Consider the following 17,852-nt stretch of genomic DNA (forward strand, 5'->3'; position numbering starts at 1 on the left):
GCCATCAAAGCTTGCTGCCCAATTGAGCAACTTGCGAAATTTCAGAAACAACGAAGTGATGAGAGCGCAGCAAGCGCCGCTCCAGCATCAGGCAGGCCTGATACAGCAGCAGGCCAATGGCCGCAATCAGCACCAGCGCGGCAAACATCAAGGGAGTGTCCATCATTCCCTGCGCCGTAATCACCACGGCACCCAGACCTTGGCTGGCACCCATGAATTCAGCCACCACCGCGCCGACCAGCGCCAGCACCACGGCAACGCGCAGGCCCGCAAGAATGGCGGGCAGCCCGGTCGGCAGTTTCAGCTGCAGCAAGGTCTGCAGGCGTGTAGCCCCCAGCATGCGAAACAGCTGCAGCCGCTGGGCATCGACCTGGCGCAGCCCTGTAAGCGTGTTTTCCATCAAAGGGAAAAAGCAGATCAGTGCCGTAATCAGCACCGTGGGCAGCATGCCAAAGCCAAACCACAGCACAAACAGCGGGGCAAGCGCCAGCTTGGGCACAACCTGACTGACCACCACATAAGGCTTGAGCACGCGCTCCAGCAGCTCAGACTCCGCCAGTGCCATGCCAGCCAGCAGCCCCACGGCACTGCCCATGGCCAGCCCCAGCAGCAGCGCCTTCAATGTGGAAACCAAATGCGGCCAGAAGTAGCCGGATACCAGCCCAGACCACAGCGACACTGCCACAGCAGAAGGCGGCGGCAGCACCAGAGCAGACAGGTTAAATCGCCTTGTAGCCAGCTCCCATATTGCGAGAGTAGCTATCAAAAGCAAAGCAGATAGCAAGCGCGGTCTGTTCAGCAAAGCATTCATGCCACGCCCTTTTCCATGGCTGCGCGCACGCGCGCGCAGTATTCGTTGAACACGGCGCCATGGCGCATGTCCTGCGTGCGCGGCTCGGGCAGCTCAATCGCCCAGTCATTCACAATGCGCCCGGCATGCATGAGGGCGATGCGGTCACCCAGATAGACGGCCTCGTTAATGTCATGCGTCACAAACAGCACCGTCGTGCCATGCTCGCGGCAGGTGCGCAGCAAATCGTCTTGCAGCTCGGCACGGGTGATGGCATCCAGCGCCGCAAACGGCTCATCCAGCAGCAGCAGCGGCGGCTCAAGAATCAAGGCTCTTGCCAGCGCAACGCGGCTTTGCTGGCCGCCCGAAAGCTGGCGCGGGTAATGCTGCGCATGGGCTGACAGGCCCAGTTGCTCCAGCAAACTCAGCGCATTGCTCACGTCTTGCTGGGAAGGCTTGCGCTGCAGCGACACGGGCAGCAGCACATTGCTGAGCACCGTATGCCAGTCCAGCAGCGTCGGGGCCTGAAACATAAAGCCCAGTTGCGGCCCCGGCTCTGCCAGCTCTTGCCCGCGCAGCAAAATGCGCCCCGACTGCGGGCGCAGCAAACCCGCTGCCAGCTTGAGCAGCGTGGTCTTGCCGCAGCCGCTTCTGCCCAGCAGGCAATGAAATTCACCGGCCTGCATGCGCCAGTTCACCCCATCGACTACCGGCGGTCGGCCCGGGTAGGTAAAGACGGCCTGCTCAATATCCAGAAAAGCCATGGCGGCGTTGCCCTCGTCAATCTGCATAGCTTGCAAGCGGCTGCGCCGCCAGCTCGGCCGACTGTTCAATCTCGGTCATGCGCACCAGATCAAGCAGGTTAAAGCGCCCGTCGTGGTGCCAGCCTGCCTCAAGCATGCTCATGGAACCAATGGCGCTGATGCGCGTGACACCCGCAGCACCCAGCAAATCGGCCAGCCGGTACAGCTCCTCAGGTCCAGCGGCAATGCCTGCGGTCTGCAAAAACTCGCGCTGTGCGGCAACTACGGGTAGCACGTGGTCAAGCCGGTCCACCGCCACCACCGCAATCGTGCGGTACAGCGCCGTGGGTGCCAGCGGCTGCAAGCTGTCGCTGTAGGCCACACTCCACGCGGCATCTACCGGGCCCAGCAACTGGTGTGTATCGCCAGCCCACTCCATAGTCTGCTGCCAGCGGGCCACCGTAGCGCCCTCTTCCAGGTCCAGCTCACGGCGCGCAAAGCGGCGCTGCAGATTGGCCAGCTCGGCAGCCAGATAGTCGGCAAACGCACGCGGCGGCACGGGCGCGCCACGCTCTACATAAAAGACATGGGGCGAGTAGCAGCCTTGCTGGTCGTAGCGCATCACGTCCCACGCCGCCAGCCGGGCGACTGCCGGAGCTTTGAGAGCATCCAGCGCCGCAGTGCCAATCAGGCCAAAGCCCAGCTTGTGGCCATGGGGTAAAAAGCGTGTTGTCACCGGCAGGCGCTTGCGCAGCGTATCCAGCGTCTGGTTGCCGCCATAGGCCAGCACCGTATCGGCCTGCGCATACAGCGCATCAGCCTCCTCGCCGCCCGCTCCGCGCCACCACACCACAGCCAGACAATCGGCCAGCGGCGGATGAATTTCGGCCAGCAAGCGTGCAAACCAGCCTGCAAACAAGGGCTCGGCACTGGCCAGCTTGCCCACGGCAGGGGCTTTGACCAGCAGCCCACAAATCAGGCTCCACAGCGACAGCGCAGGCACATTGCCCGCCCAGCTGTGCACCAGCAAATCAGGCCCGAAGGCACGCACAGCACCACCCTTTGGCGCGGGCTGAAAACCATCCAGCACCGCAGGGTTGGCAAAGTCCTCGGCCACAAAGCGTTTGAGCTGCGCGGCGCGAAAGGTCTTGAAAAATCCCGTCAGGCCAAGGCGAACCATATCTGCGTCATAGCCGCTGACCACGGGCAGCCAGGCCTCGGCCTGCTGGCGATAAGCGTCATTGCGGTCGAGCAGGCGCGCCATGGCGCGGTCAATCACGTCGATGATCTGGGCGACTGTCATGCTGCGCAGATGCTTGGCCGCAGCATTACGCACCCGGTTTGCCAGCGCCTGCATCTGCTCGCCAGTCAGCATAGGCACAGACACTTCCAGCCGCGTGCCATTGCGCTCAAAGTGCAGCACATGCCACTGCACCTCGTCGTCGCTCAGCCCCGGCAAATAACCGGCCTTGATCTGCTGCACCTTGCTGTTGGCCGTCATGCGCTGGCGGCTTTCACAAATTCATCCACGGCCAAAGAGCAGCCCTTGGCCGCAGCACCCTCAGCACGGCCCAGCAACAAAAAGCCGCCATCTGCCCACAGGCCCACGTCTTCCGTCAGGATGGTGCTGACAGAGTTGTAATTGGCCAGATCGCAGTGCACCAGAATGCCGCGTTCGCCAGCGGCCACGCTGCGTCCCGTAATGGGCTCAACCAGGCGCGAGCGAATCCAGTGCGGGCCAGACTTGACCGAAGGCAGAACTGCGTTGCCGTCGTCATAGAACTGCGTGCTCAGCTCCGTCATGCCATACATATTGATGCAGTGCGTGCGCGGAACGCCCAGCAGATCGCTCAGATCGGCATAGAACTCTTCAAGCGGCAACTCACGCGACTGCCCTTTGTAGCCGCCCGTATCCAGAATGCGGCTGCCTGCAGGCAGCTGAAAACGCAGGCCCTGCGCACGCAAAGCGTCCATGACATGCACCAGACTGAAGCTGGCACCCAGCAGCGCATAAGGCTGTCCGCTGCGCTGAGACTCCTCCAGCGCGGCGCACAGGCCCGGCACATCCAGCCCTTCAGAGCCCAAAAAGTAGCGACTGTCAGGCGTGCCAAATTCTGATTTGGCCAGCGCCAGATAGTGGGCCAGCGATGAATTGGGCATGGCCTGTTCATCGGGGAACAAAATAGCCATGGGCAGGCGCTCAGCCCCTTGCATAAAGCGCTGCGCAAAATAGCGTTTCATCGACAGGTCATATACATCCAGCTGCGGATGAAAGTGCCGCCCGCGCGCCGCGCGGCCTGTGGTGCCGCTGGTCATGAAAATGCGCTCTGTGGCCGATGCGGGTTGGCTGCGCAATTCCATTGCCTTGAAGGCATCAATGGGCACAGCAGGAATATCGCTCCAGGTCCTGACATTGCGCAGCGTGGCACCGCGTCGCTGGCAAAAGCTGCGAAACGGGGTATTAGATTCGTACTGATAGGCGAACTGCCGCAGGGCGAGTTGATCAAACTGGTCGTCGGTACAAGCATCCTGCGCAATAAATGCCAGCAGGTCTGCAACCAGTGAAGCGGCCTTGTCCATGAAATTCCTTCGAGAGCGAGATGAGGTGCTCCGAAGGCCCCCTTGCCAGTGCCACTTGAGCAGGATTGTGCAGGGTGCAAGCTCTTCTTCCGCCGGAATAACCCGGATCAAGTTCACGGGTGTAGATCTCAGCACTTGCGTGCACCCCGGAGCGCGGCAGCATCTTAACTCACCGGGTGGGCGTACGGACTGCGCTAGCCTTGCCCCATCAAGCGCTGCGCACGCATAGCAAAAGGACTCTGTGCCCTGAAACTGGCTCAGGTATTGCTTCTCAAGCCATATCGATAGTGCTCAACACCTTGCATCCACATGGAAGTTAGGAGTCTTTTGACCCTGAGCACCCAAGCGCAGGAGCCGTTTTTTATAAAAACCACTGCCCTTACTGAAATTTTTCAACTTTTTTCACCCCCTGTTTTTGCCTGCAGCAAAGCAAAAAACAGCGTTTCAAGCCTCCAATCAGGCTTTTAAATACTGGTTTTCAAAGCACCACCGCCGATCTGCGCGGCAAGCTGCGCCAAAACACCGGCAACAACGGCCAAACGCATTGATCTTCAAACGCACTAATACGCAAGTTAAGCGAGATTGAGCGACAAAGACTGCATAAAAGACGCACAAAAAACGTTCTCCCGCCATCTTTGCACGATCTATCTGTTAACTGAAGCCAAAGTGCCTTTAAACATTCACCGCAAAGCCGCAAAAGTGAAGAAATCATTTCTTATAGGAAATTCATATAAAAAGCGCAGCAATTGCATGCTTTTGAAAGCAAATTCACAGCGCTAGAATCCGCCTGCATCGCAACCCTCAGACCGTTTTTGCTGCTGAGGGCCAAGGTTTCGCCAGTCAGCTCTGTATGTCAGTCCTTCGCCCTCACTTTCCCCATCCAATCCCGTCCGTCCTCGCACCTCAGCGGCCAGCAGGAGTCTGCGCATGAGCAGCGGCATGCAACTGCTCGATATCCGCCTGCAGCGCGGCCAGACCACGGTGTTTGATGGGCTGAACCTGACGCTGCAGCAAAAGCGCATCGGCGTTATTGGCAACAACGGCGCAGGCAAATCCAGCCTGTTCAGACTGCTGTGTGGGCTGGAGATTCCACAGACCGGGCAGGTGCTGATGGGCGGCGCAGATTTGCTGCAAGCACGCCAGCACAACCCCGGCCTTGTCGGCCTGATGTTTCAAAACCCCGATGACCAGATCATCTTCCCCACCGTAGAGGAAGAACTGGCACTGGGTCTGCGCCCCAAGGGTTTGAACAAGCAACAAGCCAAGGCCAAAGCCCGCGAGCTGCTGACTGAGCGCGGACTGGCCCACTGGGCCGAGCGCGCCGTCAGCAGTCTCAGCCAGGGCCAGCGTCAGCAGGTATGCTGGCTGTCGCTGCTGATTGCATCGCCCCAGGTGCTGCTGCTTGATGAACCTTTTGCCAGCCTGGACCTGCTCGGACAGGCGCGGCTGGCGCGGGACATTGCCGCTGCGCCCCAGCAAATTCTGGTCTCTACCCACGTACTCGAGCATGTGCGCGACTTTGAGCGCGTGATCTGGCTGGAACAAGGCAAGCTGCGCGGCGACGGCCCCGGCCGCGAGGTCTGCAGCGCTTATGAAGAGGCGGTTGCGGCACAAATCTCCGCAGAACTGGCTGCCAGTCTGAATCCTTCAAGCGCAGCCACCCCGCACACAGGCGAGCCACACCATGGGTAGCCTCTACAGCCAATACGCCACCTGGCTGCACCGCTGGCCAGCCGGGCTCAAGCTCTTGCTTTTAGCCGTGTTTGGCACGCTATTGTTTTTAATAGCCTCCCCCTTGCTGCTGGCGGGCTGCGGCGTGTTTTGCATGATGCTGTGGCTGTCGCTAGGCCAGGCCACGCAGATTGCCCGCAGGCTGATGCGCTCGGTCATCATCGCGGCGCTGCTGGTGGCGGGCTTTCATGTTTTCATGGGCAACCGTGAACTGGCCGCTGCCAGCGCCCTGCGGCTGATCTGCGCATCTACGTTGGGCATTGCTCTGACCATTACCACCCGCCCCAGCGATCTGGTGGAGGTGCTGGAGTGGCTGCTCTCGCCGCTTGCCAAACTGGGGATTCCTACCGAGCGCGTGGCCATGCAAATTGCGCTGATGCTGCGCTTTACCGAACACTTTTTTGTGCAATGGAAAAATCTGGACGACGCCTACCGCCTGCGCACCGGCAAAAGCGGCGGCCTGCGCCTGATTGCACCGCTGACGATTCACATGCTGCAGGCCACGCGTCGTGTGGCCGACGCCCTCTGGGCACGACTGGGCTTCTAAATTTTTCGGAGACATGATGAACACTTCTTCCTCCCACACCGTATCGCGCCAAGGCGCACGCTCCATGGCTCAGGTCTCGCTGTTCGCGGCGCTGATGGCCGTGATGGGCCTGATCCCCAAGATTGACCTGCCGTTTGGCGTGCCCATCACCATCCAGTCGCTGGGCGTGATGCTGGCAGGCGTCATGCTCGGCCCGTGGCGCGGTCTGCAGTCCATGCTGCTATTCCTCGCTGCCGTGGCCGTGGGCTTGCCCCTTTTGTCTGGCGGGCGCGGCGGTATTGGCGTGTTCATGGCACCGTCTGCCGGTTATCTCATCGGTTATGCGCTGGCCGCTGGCATTACGGGTGCCATCATGGCGACCCTGCCGCAAAGCACGCCCCGCCGCACAGCCTTCAGCGCCTTTATCGCCTCCGTGGTCGGTGGTCTGCTGTGTCTGCATGCCTTTGGCGTGTTGGGCCTCATGCAACTGGCCAATATGAGCTTTGTGCAGGCCTTCAAAGTGACGCTGGCCTTTGTGCCCGGCGACTTCATCAAATGCATTCTCTGCGCCATCATCGTCCACACCGTGGCGCGCGGCATGCCTGACTGGCGCTTCGGCGGCCGTCGATGAGCGCATTGCCTGTATCCGCTCCGCTAGAAGGTTTCTGGCAGCTGGTTCACGGCCCCCTGGCCCACTGGGCGCAGCAGCGGCCCGACGCCATTGCGCTTGAAAGCGAAGCAGGCGCGTGGACCTTTGCGCAGTTGCACACCGCCGTAGAGCAGCGATCAGCCAAGCTCATTGCCCAGCACGCACCGCAGATGGTGCTGCTGGATGCCAGCCAGTCCACGCTGGAACGGCTGGTGGACTTTCTGGCCGTCATTCACAGCGGCCGCTGCGCCGCAGTGGCTGACCCAGACTGGCAGCCTGCCGTGCGCCAGCGCATTGAAAGCTGGCTGCCCAATGCCCCAAGCAACCTGAATGCAGCCTCGCCCCTCGCGCCCTTCTATACCGGCTTTACCTCAGGCAGCACGGGCGTGCCCAAAGGCTTCAAGCGCCACCATCAGTCGTGGACAGAGAGCTTTCGCGTCGGTCTGCAAGACTTTGGCCCGGTAGTGGCCCAGCGCACGCTGGCACCAGGGCGCATCTCGCACTCGCTGTTTCTGTTCGGTGCCATGCAAGGCATCTGGTATGGCTGCGGCGCCGTCATGCAAGAGAAGTTTTCCGCCTCGCGCTGTCTGAGCACTCTGGCCCAAGGCGACACGCCCTGCCTCATCGCCGTGCCCAGCCAGTTGCTGCTGATGCTGCAATGGGCCGAGCACCGCAAGCTGTGCCCTATCCCCGAGGTGGAACTCATCACCATCAGCGGCGCACGCTGGATGCGCGACCACACGCCTGCGCTGCGTGCGCTGTTCCCCAAGGCCCGCATCATTGAGTTTTATGGCGCATCAGAAGCCAGCTTTGTGGCGTGGATGGATGCCGACGAAGCCAGCAGCCCGCAGGCCGTGGGCCGGCCCTTCAGCAATGTGCAAATTGATATTCGCAGCACGACAGACCATAGCGTGGCCGAAGCAAGCCGCAGCCAAGAGGGCGATGGGCTGATCTATATCCGCAGTCCCATGCTGTTCATGGACTATGTGGGCGACGCCCACGACCCCACAGCCGTGCTGCGCGATGGGAACTGGCTTTCCGTGCGCGACATGGGCCATATCGACGAGCGCGGCATGCTATGCCTGGCAGGCCGCCAGAGCCGTATGATCGTCACGCAGGGCAAAAACCTGTTTCCCGAAGAAATCGAAAACCTGCTGGGCCAACACCCGCACATCGCCCATGTCTCGCTGCACGGCAGCTCCGATGCACTGCGCGGCATGCAGGTGCAGGCCGTCGTGCAATGGAAACCAGATATGCAGGAACCACATCCCGGCGCAATGGCGCTGAGCCAGTGGCTGCGCGAGCGCACCGAGGCCTTCAAGGTACCGCGCCAATGGTGGATCTGCCCAGACTGGCCCCACACGGCCAGCGGCAAGACAGATCACGGCACACTGGGCCTTGCATTGCAAGCCGCCTGCTCTGCAAGCGACCTACCCCAACTCCTGCCACTGCAAGGCTGAGAATCGCATCACCATGCACCGCCACACCCCCATCATTGCCTGGGCTCGAAGCCCGGTCGCCCCCGTGGGCGGCTCGCTCAGCCACTTGCAGGCGCATGAACTGGCCGCGCCGCTGTTGCAGTCGCTGCTGGCACAAAGCGGTCTGCCAGCAACGGCGGTAGATGCGGTGGTACTTGGCAACGCACTGGGCGCAGGCGGCAACCCCGCCCGCATGCTGACGCTCGCCGCAGGTCTGCCCGACAGCTGCGCCGCGCACAGCATCAATACGCAATGCTGCTCAGGGCTGGATGCCATCGCCATAGCCGTAGGCCTGCTGCAATCCGGTCAAGCCGAGGTGGTGATTGCGGGCGGTGCCGAAGCCTGGAGCCGCTCACCCATACGCCAGACCCGCCCCATGCGCAGCGATGATGCCCCCCAAAGCTATGAACGCCCGCCTTTTGCCCCGGACCCGGCGCGTGACCCGGACATGCTGCAGTCCGCCGCCGACTATGCACTGCAGCATGGCTACACCCGCAGCGCGCAAGAGCAATACGCACTGCGCAGCCATGCCCAGGCCGTGGCAGCGCAAGGGCGCCTGAGTGCAGAAATTACGGCCGTGGCAGGCATAGCCCACGACAGCTATCCACGCACGATTAAAGCCGAGCGTGCAGCGCGCATGCCGGTGGTGGCCCATGGAAACGACTCCAGCGCCAGCCAAGCCGATATCAATGCCCACGTCCTCAGTGCTCTAACCATCTCTGCCAAGGCAGATGGCGCGGCGCTGATTTTGCTGGCCACGCCTGAGGCTTGTGTGCACTGGAATCTGCAGCCCCGCGCCCAGTGGCTGGCCAGCGTTTCTATTGGCGCAGCACCCGAAACCCCGCTGCTGGCAGCCATTGCCGCAGCTCGCATGGCACTGCTGCGTGGCGCAAAATCGCTATCAAAACCAGAGCTGCTTGTGCAAGATTTGTCTGCGCTGGAGCTGCATGATGCCTTTGCCGTGCAAGGACTGGCCTTTTGCGATGCGCTGAGCCTTGCACCGGAGTCCATCAACCTGCAAGGCGGCGGACTGGCCCGCGGCCACCCCATAGGCGCCTCTGGCGCCATTGCACTGGTGCGCTGCCTGGCACAGCTTCAAGCAAAGGCTCAGACTGATGCCCAGTCTCAGATGCTAGGCATGGCCGCCATTGCCGGCGCGGGTGGCATTGGTGCAGCTACGCTGGTGCAATGGCTAGGCAAAGATCGCTCCGTTTTTTGAATATTTATTTTGATAGCTGCAACCGCATGCCCAGCCTAGGTAATACCGAAATTTCACCTGCAAATGCACAAGCACTTGCTTTCATGCAGCAGCGCCGCTCTACCCGCGCCTTTCTGCCGGATGCCGTGCCCGATGCCCTGCTTGAGCAACTGCTGCTGACCGCACGCCAGGCCCCCAGCGGTGGCAATCTGCAGCCCGGCCAGTTAATTGCCGTACGCGGTGCGCTGCGCGAGCAATTGAGCAGTGCCCTGCTGCAAGACGTTGCAAACCAGGTGCCTGAATGCGAGGACTACGCCTACTTTCCCCGCCCTATGCCTATGCAGTTGCGCAAGCGTCAGGTGGCCTCAGCCCAGGCCCTGTATGGCGCTTTAGGCGTGGCCCGCGATGACCGCGCTGGGCGCGAGGCACAGTTTGCGCGCAACTACCAGTTCTTTGATGCCCCCGTGGCGCTGGTTGTCACCATCGACTCCCACTACGGCCCTGGCGGCTATATGGACCTGGGCATGACGCTCTACGGCCTGCAACTCGCCGCCGCAGCCATGGGCCTGGGCAGCTGCGCCATTGGAGCCCTCGCCTCCTACCCCGCCACCGTACGCCGCGTGCTGGGCTTGGCCGAGAACAAGCACATCGTCTGCGGTCTGGCCATCGGCTGGGCCGATGAAGCCGCCCCCGTCAACCAGACACAAACCACCCGCGCGCCGCTTGCCGAGTGGTTTCAAGTGATGGAGTAGTCGCAAAAACAATAGCTGCCAGCGCCTGCTACTCAAAGGCTCTGTAGAGAAACCATACCAAAAACCAAGAGCAGCAAGCGCAAGCAGCTATCAATAAAAAAAGCGCTGCAAGTGCAGCGCTTAGATAAATACTCGCGAATCAGGCACGCCCCAACAAAGAGGCACCAAGCAAGAGCCGCCTCGCGGCGAAGGTGCCATCCCCCTTGGGGGAAGCCGCAAAGCGGCTCAGGGGGTAACTATCAAAACGCCGGAAAGACGGAGCCCTTGAACTCTTTATCAATAAACTGACGCACTTCTTCCGAATGGTAGGACTTGATCAACTGGGCCACCCAGGGCTGGTTCTTATCCGCCTCGCGCACCACCATGATGTTCACATAGGGGTTCTTGGCCGACTCCAGCGCAATAGCATCCTTCTTGGGGTTCAGGCCCGCAGAGATGGCGAAGTTGGTGTTGACGGTAGAGGCCTCCAGATCATCGAGGGAGCGCGGCAGTTGGGCGGCATCCAGTTCAATGAATTTGAGCTTCTTGGGGTTGGACACGATATCCAGCGGCGTGGACTTCAGGCCCGCCCCCTCTTTTAGCTTGATAAGGCCATGCGACTGCAGCAGCAGCAGCGCGCGGCCACCGTTGGTGGGGTCGTTGGGGATGCCGAACTTGGCGCCCGTGGGCAATTCGGCCAGCGTCTTGATCTTCTTGGAATAGATGCCGATGGGGAAATTCACGGTATCAGCCACCCAGCTGATCTTGTAGCCACGGTCTTTGAGCTGCGCGTCCAGGTAAGGGCGGTGCTGGTAGCTGTTGGCATCGAGGTCGCCGGCAGACAGCGCCGCATTGGGCTGAACATAGTCGCCAAACTCAACGATCTTGAGGTTCAGACCGTTCTTGACGGCCACCTTCTTGACCACTTCCATGATCTGAGCGTGGGGGCCGGCTGTAACGCCGATCTTGATGGTCTTGTCCTGTGCCTGTGCAGCAAAGCCCAGCGTGGCGGTCGCAGCGACAGCCAGTGTTGTGCGCAAAAGCGAGCGCTTGTTCAGCATGAAATTTCCTTGTACCAAAAATTCGGATAACCCTGAATGTAGCGCCTGATTCGACCATCAAAAGCCAGTGCTTTAGACAGATTGCTCACTTGCAAGCAACACATTGGCAGTTTGCAGCTTTGACACCCACAAAAAAGCCCGCTCCAGAGCGGTAGCGGGCATTTTTTGATGGCTATGCGATCAGAGATCTGACAGCGTAGGCGCTGCCAAGACTTGCTGAGCCACCACGTCGAGCACGGCGTGGGATTCTTCCTGGCGATCGATCCAGACCTTGGGCGTCAAGGTACCGCGCAATGCAATCGCATCACCTTCAGCCAAGCTGCGCAGCACGGCGCAGGGGGCATTGTCAAAAGCGACGATGTTCACAGGAATCGACGAACCATCACCCGCGTTCGCTCGCATGCGAGCCACCATATAGGGGCGGCGGTTGCGGTCTACGCGACTCTCAGGAATGCCGGTCAATCGGCCGGTAATCAAACCATCCATCATTTGCTGTTATCTATCCAAAAAAATCATGGCCACTCTTGTTTGAGAGCGGCCCTATCAAAAAAAGTTTGAAGCTTCATTCTAGGGGCTGCCCCAGCCTGCTGGATCAGCCCCCTTTCCAATATTTCCTAATATTTTCGTAATGCAGCTGTATGGCTCAGCGATGACTGAGACGGCGCACCGCCCAGTCGCCCAGGCTCTGAATGATCTGCACAAAGAAAATCAGGATGATGACCACGACCAGCATCACATCTGGCAAGAAGCGCTGGTAGCCGTAGCGAATACCCAGGTCACCGAGGCCGCCGCCGCCAATGGCCCCAGCCATGGCCGAGTAGCCGGTCAGGCTCACAAAGCTGATGGTCAGGCCAGCGACGATGCCAGGCAATGCCTCGGGCAGCAGCACTTTCCAGACAATCTGACTGGTGCTTGCGCCCATGGACTGAGCCGCTTCGATCAGGCCGCTATCGACTTCACGCAAAGCGGTTTCAACCAGACGGGCCACAAAGGGTGCTGCGGCAATCGTCAGCGGCACAACGGCCGCCCAGGTCCCGATGGAAGAACCGGTGATAAAGCGCGTCAGCGGGATGATGGCGACCAGCAAGATGATGAAGGGCGTGGAGCGCAGCGCGTTTACAATCCAGCCAACGATTTTGTTGGCGGGGCTGTTTTGCAGAATGCCGCCATGATCCGTCAGGCGCAAAAACACGCCTAGTGGAATACCGATCACGCCGCCGATCAGGCCCGAGATGCCGACCATGATCAGCGTCTCCCAAAAGGAGTCCAGCAGCAGCTGGAGCATCATTTCCGAAAAGTTCTCAAACATTGCTCTTAGTCCTTGCTGGGCACAATCTGCACCTGCACACCACTGGCACGCAAATGGGTCACGGCGGCATCAATCTTGGTGCCCTCACCGCTGGCATACACCGCCAGCGAGCCAAAGGTCTGCTCCTGAATTTCGTCAATCTGGCCATGCAGGATCGACAGATCCAGACCCAGTTCACGAATCAGGTGCGACAAAATGGGCTGATAAGCGCTCTCGCCCGCATAGGACAGACGCAGCAGCTGGCCTTGCTGGCCGGGCTGCAGCTGGGCAGCAAGATCGGCCACGCGCTTCATCACTGACTCAGGCAGCTGCTGGGGCACGATTTCGTCAATCAGGCTCTTGGTAATGGCTTGCTGAGGCCTTGTGAACACATCGATGACCGAGCCCAGCTCGGCAATCTCGCCGCCATCAATCACGGCCACGCGGTCGGCAATCTGCTTGATGACCAGCATCTGGTGCGTAATCAACACCACGGTCACGCCCAGCTCACGGTTGACCTTGCGCAGCAAGTCCAGAATCGAACGCGTGGTTTCAGGGTCCAGCGCCGAAGTGGCTTCATCGCTGAGCAGCACCTTGGGGTTGCTGGCCAGCGCACGGGCAATACCCACGCGCTGCTTTTGACCACCAGAGATTTGTGCAGGATAGCGATCAGACAGGTGATCAAGGCCCACCAGCTCCAGCAGCGGCGTGACGCGCCGGTAAATCTCCTCCTTGGAAACACCGGCCAGCTCCAGCGGCAGCGCCACGTTGTCATACACGGTGCGCGATGACAGCAAGTTGAAGTGCTGGAACACCATGCCAATGTCGCGCCGCGCGGCACGCAGCTCGGCATTGGACAGTTGCATCAAGTCGCGGCCATGCACCACAACGCTGCCCTCGGTAGGGCGGTTGAGCAAATTCAGGCAGCGCACCAGCGAGCTTTTACCCGCACCGGAGCGGCCAATAATGCCGAACACTTCGCCGGAGGCGATTTCCAGGTTGATGCCACGCAAGGCGTGCACCGGGCCCTTGGGGCCTTGGTATGTCAGGGATAAATCCCGAATTTCTATCATGAAAAATATCGCGTATCGCGCATGAATAATGCGGTAGCCGCTATAAAAAAGTGATTGATCCCATCCCACCTGCAGCGCCTGTCTATGCAAGCGCCGCAAGCTTTCATTCTGGTAGATGCAGGCTGATCAAAGCTTGCCTACTTTTAGTAGTAACCCTCAATGATGCCTGAGTCTAGGCAAACCTGAAGCCAACCGGGGCAAGTGTATTCACGTACTCACCTGGCAATGCGGCCGTATTGATGCGCCAAAGCCTGATGGCAAACCGGGCTTCAGCCCTTAGCATGGGCGAATCACCCCGCCCTGCTCAAACGCCCGCCATGCAGCCCAGCTTCCCCGTTCGCGTTGAATGCCCACCCGGCGCCTGCACCTGCCAGCGCGAGCTGCTGCTGAGCCAGCCGGGAGCCGATCAGCGCATTCTGATGCTGACCCGCGAAGAAGAAAAGAAACTGCTTGAGCGTCTGGAGCGCATCAACAGCCTGAGTGATCTGGAGCAGATGCTGCTGCGCATAGAGCAACAGTTAGGCGTCGCCATTGTGGTCGCACCTGGCAGCAACGAGGTACGCACCATGCGCGGCATTCACATTGAGATGCCCAACATGCCGGGCCTATGCCGCAAAACCCGCCAGAGCATTCCAGCCGCCATCCGCAAAGGCCTTGAGCGCCAACCCGAAATTGCCTGGGCCTTGCTGGATGCACATGATTTGTTTGGCATGTGATGGGGCACTGTTTATGGCGCTTTCATGGCATGGGGAACACCCGATAGTCCATTCAATCTAAGCAACGCCACTGGCGTGTTTCTGCCTGCGCAAAAATATTCATTTCCGGCCCTGATTCCCGGAATTTTTTCGGGTCTATACAGACTTTCTCACTACACACTTTCCCTTGGTTTCCGCTCTCAAAAAGCCGGCATTGATTTACCGCCTGTCTCAAAGGCGACTACCTAGGCCATCTGCAGTAGTCCCGTCACGCGATGGTTGCTCGCAAATGTCACCTGAACAATGTGTCTGTCGATTGGGGTCCCAGAACTAATCGCATTGGACTAGCCACCTGCCCATTGAAAGGCAGGTCGACTTCGCAGGCATTCACAGACATATCGAGAAGGACGCGTCATGGAGACAACAGTGAGCTACCGTGCATTGATCGCCTTTGCAGTCGCCGCCGTAATGGCCGGTACTGCCGCAGCCAAAGGAACCCCTGAAGAGATTGAAAAGCTGAGCAAGTCTCTGACCTGCGTGGGCGCAGAAAAGGCCGGCACCGCCAGCGGCGTGCCCGAGTACACCGGCAAATGGCTGGGCACGCCCCCCGGCGTTCAGTACACGCCCCATGTGGGCCAGCACCCCGTAGACCCCTACGCCAATGAAAAGCCGCTGTTCTCCATCACGGCAGAGAACATGGCCAAGTACGCAGCTAATCTGACCGATGGTCAGAAGGGCATGCTTACTCGCTACCCCAAGACTTTCAGCATTCCCGTCTACCCGGGACACCGCGACTTCCGCTATGCCGACTTTGTCTGCGCCTCGGTCAAGTCCAATGCTCAGAATGCCGTCATGAGCGCCGACGGCATGGGCGCAGACAATGCGGTCAAGGGCGGCATCCCCTTCCCCTTCCCCAAGAGCGGGATCGAGCTGGCTTTCAACAACCTGTTCCCCTTCCGTTCGTTCACTGAACATACGCTGCGCGACAACGCCTATGTGATGCAAGACGGATCGGCCGTCTTTGGCCGCGCCGACAACCGCAGCATGAGCTTGCTGAATTCGCCTGACCAGGCCGGCAAGCCACTGGAAGGCACGATGGCACAGGGCATGAATGCCGTGAAGCTGCCAGAGCGTGAAAAAGGCGGCGTCAGCGTGAGCATGGAACCTGTCAATTTCGGCAAGGACAAGCGCCTGGGCTGGAGCTACGACCCCGGCACCCGCCGCGTGCGTCAGATTCCTGAATATGGCTTTGACCAGCCCATGGGCGGCGGCGTTGGCGCCAAGATGACAATCGACTCCGACCGTCTGTTCAATGGCTCGCCAGAGCGCTACAGCTGGAAGAATCTGGGCAAGAAGGAAATTTTCATTCCAGCCAATGCCTACAAGATTCACGCCAACACCGTCAAATACGCAGACCTGCTCAAGCCCGGCCATGCCACACCCGAATTCATGCGCTATGAACTGCGCCGCGTCTGGGTGCTGGAAGCCACGCTCAAGCAAGGCTACCGCCACCTGTACGGCAAGCGCGTCATGTTCCTTGATGAAGACACCGGCCAGGCGGTGATGGGCGACTATTACGACGCCCGTGGCACCCTGTGGCAACACGCCTTGATCAACTATTACTACGCCTTTGATGCCAATGCCTGGCACGCCGGCACCAGCTTCTATCACGACCTGATCGGTGGCGGCTATGTGGCCTACAACATGTTCCAGGAACGCCCCAAGGGCCCTATTCTGAACAAGGGTGACATGACCCCGGCCATGTTCACACCAGAAGCCACGCGCAACGCGGGTACCTGAGCTCCGAACTCGCGCCGAGTTCACAGGGGAGCGCAGCAATTGCGCTCCCCCCAAGCCCACCGGGCACGCCGACATGCTCGGTGGCACCTCTCCTTCCAAAAACACTTGCTCATGCCAAAGATAAACCTGCCTGGGCTGCGCGCCCTGGCCGCCGCTGCATTGTGTCTTTGCCTTGGCAGCGCGCATGCACAGGACGCTGCGCCTGCCGAAGGCCTTGCACTGGACGGCCTGATCCGTGAGGCCATGCTCTACGCCTACCCCTATCAGGAATTCATGAAAATGCGTCATGAAGCCCTGGAGGTCAAAGACTCAGCAACAGCCACCACGCTCAATCATTTCCGCCACTCGCGCCATCTGGCCACACCCAAGGACCGCTGGGCCAACGGCCCGATACGCGACACGTTCTACTCAACTAACTGGCTGGACCTGGAGCACTCGCCTCTTGTTCTGTCTCTGCCCGAGACCCATGGCCGGTACTACGTCATCACCATGATTGGCGCAGACCTCAACACCTTCTCCTATGTGGGCCGACGCATTGGCGGCACCTCGGCACGCAAGGTCGCCCTGGTGGGCCCGCACTGGAAGGGCGAAATTCCCAAAGTGGATCAGATCATTCGGGCACCCACACGTGATGTATATCTGAATCTGCGCGTCATCGTCACCGGTGAAGACGACCTCAAGTCTGCCCATGCGGTTCAAGACGGCTTTCTCATCAAGCCTTTGCTGAAGACTGCTGAAGACAGCCCACGCATCAAGCCACTGGCCCAGAACTGGAGCCGTTTTGTCGATGTTGCCAATGAAGCACTGGTTCGTAATCCGCCGCCCGGCACAGAGCAAAAGCTGCTGCAACGCTTTGCCAGCGTGGGCATTTGCGGTGCAGGCTGCAGCTGGGACAAGCTGCCAGCCACCGTGCAGCAGCGCTGGCTGGTCCTGGCCCCCGAGATCGAGAAAAACGAACTCAAAAACCGCCTGAACGCCGACCGCAAGACCCCAGACCCCAATCGCCGCAACGGCTGGACGCCTTACCGCCTGCCAGACGGCTTTGGCAGCAACTACACCATGCGCGCGCAGTCAGCCGCCATGTCCGGCGGAATTCTGGGGCTGGAGGCTGCAGAAGCCACCTACTTTGCCGCCAGCGTGGATGGCAGCAACCAGCCGCTAGGCATGGGCCAGAGCTACCGCCTGCACCTGCCACAAGGTCGCCTGCCCGCCGATGCTTTCTGGTCCATCTCGCTCTATGAGTTTGTGACAGGCGGCCAGTACATGGTGGACAACCCCATCAACCGCTACTCCATCGGCGACCGTACCAAGGACATGAAACGCAATGCCGACGGCAGTCTGGACATCTGGCTGCAGCCCACCGATCCAGGCCCGGCAAAACGCACCAACTGGCTGCCTACGCCAGAAAAAAATCTGTTTTATCTGATGGCACGTGCCTACCAGCCCTGGCCTGAGGTTCTGGATCCTTCATGGATTCTTGAACCCGTCGAGCTGGTCAAACCGGAATAA

The 17,852-nt window shown here is 60.1% G+C and carries 17 protein-coding genes and 1 riboswitch; of the genes, 9 read left to right on the plus strand and 8 right to left on the minus strand.

Annotated elements, in window-relative coordinates; genetic code table 11:
* Positions 1 to 4: 4 nt before the first annotated feature.
* From CLU84_RS10730 to CLU84_RS10745, 4 genes are read right to left on the minus strand one after another with little or no spacing between them, the layout of a single operon-like run.
* Positions 5 to 811, minus strand: coding sequence for an ABC transporter permease (locus CLU84_RS10730; RefSeq protein WP_099737158.1), 807 nt, complete (start codon positions 809 to 811; stop codon positions 5 to 7).
* Positions 808 to 1,581 carry an ABC transporter ATP-binding protein gene (locus CLU84_RS10735; protein ID WP_099737159.1) on the minus strand — a complete coding sequence of 258 codons (774 nt, stop codon included), beginning with the start codon at positions 1,579 to 1,581 and terminating at the stop codon, positions 808 to 810. The genes CLU84_RS10730 and CLU84_RS10735 overlap by 4 nt, the downstream gene beginning before the upstream one ends.
* On the minus strand, positions 1,571 to 3,034 hold the full coding sequence (locus tag CLU84_RS10740; RefSeq protein ID WP_099737160.1) for an acyl-CoA reductase: 1,464 nt from the start codon (positions 3,032 to 3,034) through the stop codon (positions 1,571 to 1,573). The genes CLU84_RS10735 and CLU84_RS10740 overlap by 11 nt, the downstream gene beginning before the upstream one ends.
* A complete protein-coding gene (locus CLU84_RS10745) occupies positions 3,031 to 4,113 on the minus strand; it encodes a long-chain fatty acid--CoA ligase (RefSeq protein WP_099737161.1) in 1,083 nt (360 codons plus the stop codon). Before CLU84_RS10745 ends, CLU84_RS10740 begins: the two co-directional genes overlap by 4 nt.
* A 67-nt stretch (positions 4,114 to 4,180) precedes the next feature.
* Positions 4,181 to 4,272: riboswitch (TPP riboswitch) on the minus strand.
* Between the two features lie 768 nt (positions 4,273 to 5,040).
* Between CLU84_RS10745 and CLU84_RS10750 the strand changes: the two genes are divergently transcribed.
* From CLU84_RS10750 to CLU84_RS10775, 6 genes are read left to right on the plus strand one after another with little or no spacing between them, the layout of a single operon-like run.
* Positions 5,041 to 5,805: an energy-coupling factor ABC transporter ATP-binding protein gene (locus tag CLU84_RS10750; protein WP_099737162.1), complete on the plus strand. Its 765-nt coding sequence runs from the start codon at positions 5,041 to 5,043 to the stop codon at positions 5,803 to 5,805.
* The gene (locus CLU84_RS10755) at positions 5,798 to 6,391 is read left to right on the plus strand and encodes an energy-coupling factor transporter transmembrane protein EcfT (RefSeq protein ID WP_099737163.1); all 594 of its coding nucleotides are present in this window, start codon (positions 5,798 to 5,800) and stop codon (positions 6,389 to 6,391) included. The genes CLU84_RS10750 and CLU84_RS10755 overlap by 8 nt, the downstream gene beginning before the upstream one ends.
* A gap of 16 nt (positions 6,392 to 6,407) precedes the next feature.
* Positions 6,408 to 7,001, plus strand: a complete 594-nt coding sequence (locus CLU84_RS10760) for a biotin transporter BioY (protein ID WP_099737164.1) — start codon at positions 6,408 to 6,410, stop codon at positions 6,999 to 7,001.
* Complete coding sequence (locus CLU84_RS10765; RefSeq protein WP_099737165.1) at positions 6,998 to 8,479, plus strand: AMP-binding protein; 1,482 nt, start codon at positions 6,998 to 7,000, stop codon at positions 8,477 to 8,479. The genes CLU84_RS10760 and CLU84_RS10765 overlap by 4 nt, the downstream gene beginning before the upstream one ends.
* 13 nt (positions 8,480 to 8,492) lie before the next feature.
* Entirely contained in the window at positions 8,493 to 9,716 is a 1,224-nt protein-coding gene (locus CLU84_RS10770; RefSeq protein WP_099737166.1) for a thiolase family protein, read from the plus strand.
* A 26-nt stretch (positions 9,717 to 9,742) separates the two neighbouring features.
* A complete protein-coding gene (locus CLU84_RS10775; protein WP_099737981.1) occupies positions 9,743 to 10,447 on the plus strand; it encodes a nitroreductase in 705 nt (234 codons plus the stop codon).
* Positions 10,448 to 10,686: 239 nt separating this feature from the next.
* Here the strand turns inward: CLU84_RS10775 and CLU84_RS10780 are convergent, their stop codons facing one another.
* The 4 genes from CLU84_RS10780 to CLU84_RS10795 form a co-directional block, all read right to left on the minus strand.
* Positions 10,687 to 11,487: a MetQ/NlpA family ABC transporter substrate-binding protein gene (locus CLU84_RS10780; protein ID WP_099737167.1), complete on the minus strand. Its 801-nt coding sequence runs from the start codon at positions 11,485 to 11,487 to the stop codon at positions 10,687 to 10,689.
* Positions 11,488 to 11,667: 180 nt separating this feature from the next.
* Positions 11,668 to 11,976, minus strand: coding sequence for a single-stranded DNA-binding protein (locus CLU84_RS10785; protein WP_099737168.1), 309 nt, complete (start codon positions 11,974 to 11,976; stop codon positions 11,668 to 11,670).
* A 154-nt stretch (positions 11,977 to 12,130) separates the two neighbouring features.
* The gene (locus CLU84_RS10790; RefSeq protein WP_099737169.1) at positions 12,131 to 12,796 is read right to left on the minus strand and encodes a methionine ABC transporter permease; all 666 of its coding nucleotides are present in this window, start codon (positions 12,794 to 12,796) and stop codon (positions 12,131 to 12,133) included.
* Positions 12,797 to 12,801: 5 nt separating this feature from the next.
* Positions 12,802 to 13,848, minus strand: a complete 1,047-nt coding sequence (locus tag CLU84_RS10795) for a methionine ABC transporter ATP-binding protein (protein WP_099737170.1) — start codon at positions 13,846 to 13,848, stop codon at positions 12,802 to 12,804.
* A 281-nt stretch (positions 13,849 to 14,129) separates the two neighbouring features.
* On the opposite strand from CLU84_RS10795, the gene CLU84_RS10800 reads away from it, so the two are divergent.
* The 3 genes from CLU84_RS10800 to CLU84_RS10810 all read left to right on the plus strand — a co-directional run bounded on the left by CLU84_RS10800 (position 14,130) and on the right by CLU84_RS10810 (position 17,852).
* Positions 14,130 to 14,564, plus strand: coding sequence for a hypothetical protein (locus CLU84_RS10800; protein ID WP_369826832.1), 435 nt, complete (start codon positions 14,130 to 14,132; stop codon positions 14,562 to 14,564).
* A gap of 393 nt (positions 14,565 to 14,957) precedes the next feature.
* Positions 14,958 to 16,343 (plus strand): DUF1329 domain-containing protein, encoded by a 1,386-nt coding sequence (locus tag CLU84_RS10805; RefSeq protein WP_099737171.1) that lies wholly within the window; start codon positions 14,958 to 14,960, stop codon positions 16,341 to 16,343.
* Positions 16,344 to 16,454: 111 nt separating this feature from the next.
* Positions 16,455 to 17,852: a DUF1254 domain-containing protein gene (locus CLU84_RS10810; protein ID WP_099737172.1), complete on the plus strand. Its 1,398-nt coding sequence runs from the start codon at positions 16,455 to 16,457 to the stop codon at positions 17,850 to 17,852.

Origin of the sequence: Comamonas sp. 26 (assembly GCF_002754475.1) — a bacterium.
Taxonomy (GTDB): Bacteria; Pseudomonadota; Gammaproteobacteria; order Burkholderiales; family Burkholderiaceae_C; genus Comamonas.